Source organism: Niastella vici (genome assembly GCF_002077945.1).
Taxonomy (GTDB): Bacteria; Bacteroidota; Bacteroidia; order Chitinophagales; family Chitinophagaceae; genus Niastella; species Niastella vici.
The window spans coordinates 1-1,821 of the sequence record NZ_LVYD01000129.1 but is presented as its reverse complement, the minus strand read 5'-3'; the positions used below and the strand labels follow the sequence as shown (position 1 = coordinate 1,821).

Below are 1,821 nucleotides of genomic sequence, written 5' to 3'. Positions count from 1 at the left end.
GAAGGCGTCTCAAAAGTAAGAGGCGCCTTTTTTCTGTTTTATGGCGATGTATAGAGCGTAATAGAATTGAAGTAGGATTTTCTTAAAGGAGATGTTTTGGGAAGATGTTTTTTAAAAGTTCGAAGTGGTTATTGGCTGTTTTTAGGCTGCTTTCTTCCTTAAGTTGTGTGCGAGTGCCAGTAAACCGGTTTCAACTGCTACCTTTTCTTTGCCTCGTAGCATAAAGCGTTTGAAATTATGATTATATTTAATATTTGCAAATACAGGTTCTGTGTCGAAGCAACGCTGTTTACGTTTTTGGATACCTCGTTTACTCTTTAATCGCTTTTCTGCATTTTGTTTGAGGCGTTGGTTGTTAAGGCTGACTTCTATTATTCGATCACCTTTTTGCTGATGACAGGTTCCATATAAAAAACAACCTTTACAGTTTGAAGCCTTGTACTTATCTATCACTCGTGGATACCCTGTTTTAGTTTCTTCTATCGTCCAACCAATATGTTTCATTGGTTCACCTATTGGGCAAAAGTATTGGTTGTTCTCTTCTTCATAGGTAAGCTTATCTATACTAAATGGAGTATTATTACGGATTGTTTCATTCTGCATCCGGTCAAACTGGTTGTGCTTCACATAAGCTGTGATGCGCTTTTTTTCCAGCCATTGATAATTTTCTTCACTTCCATAACCTGCATCGGCGGTAACGTTATTGGGCTTTTGTTTGAAGTTGTTTATGTGTTGGTTAAGGTGGTCAATCAGCGTGTTAGTATCAGTAGTGTTTTGATGGATACTATAAGAGGCTATGTATTGATTATTAGTACTGATCTGGACGTTATAGGCTGGTTTTAACTGACCATTTTTCATATGGTCTTCTTTCATGCGCATGAAGGTGGCGTGCTTATCTGTTTTGCTATAACTGTTTCTTTGTTCACCCATTATTTTTTCCTGCTCTTCATATTTGTCCAGGTTGGCTGGCCAGTTCTTTTTTGCATAGTTTAATTTTTGCCTCTTGTCTTTGGCTATTTTCTTATCCTTAAGTGCAGCATTAATCGCATCTACGGTCCGAGAAACGCTTTCTGAGTCTATTTTATCAAAGCCCGATGGATCTGTATCATCTAATTCTGAGGCTGCAACAGACTTGGCATACTGCCACAATTCATTTAATTGCTGTTTTATTTTCTCTCTGTTGTGTTTAATTGTATTGCCCCATACAAATGTATACCGGTTGGCATTGGCTTCTATCTTGGTGCCATCTGTGTATAAATCTTTGATACTCAGTAATCCTTCCTCGCATAACAATAAAACTACCTGAGTGAATATCGGTTGTAACGTTTTCTGAAGGCGTTGTCCACGAAAGCGGTTGATGGTATTGTGATCTGGCGTGCTCATTCCGGCCAACCACATGAAGTGAATAGTCTGGCCTACGGCCTCTTCTATTTTACGACTACTGTAGATGTTATTAATATAAGCATATACTAACACTTTAAGTAACATGCGAGGATGGTAACTGCTGGTGCCGCCCGGTTTGTACAGTTTGATCAACTCACTTATGTCCACTTTTTCCAAGACTTCGTTTACAACACGAACTGGATGGTTAGCAGCAATCATCTCATTTAAATCAGGTGGGAGTAACATCGCCTGGTTTTGGAAGTTGCTTTTAAAAACAACCGATAATGTTTTACCTCTTGCCATACCCTTAAAAACAACACGACCAGAGCTTATTACTAAATGACCAACGCGTTTAGTTATACAGTGCTTTTGTGGATAAACCCGCCCTAAAAACTGAAAACAAAAAAGGCCGCCTCAAATTACTTTTGAGACAGCCTC

Annotated in this window: 1 protein-coding gene; it reads right to left on the bottom strand. The window is 38.8% G+C overall.

Annotated features, from left to right (window positions below; translation table 11 throughout):
* Window positions 1–141: 141 nt before the first annotated feature.
* Window positions 142–1,686 carry an IS1182 family transposase gene (locus tag A3860_RS40340; protein WP_081156291.1) on the bottom strand — a complete coding sequence of 515 codons (1,545 nt, stop codon included), beginning with the start codon at window positions 1,684–1,686 and terminating at the stop codon, window positions 142–144.
* Window positions 1,687–1,821: the final 135 nt, after the last annotated feature.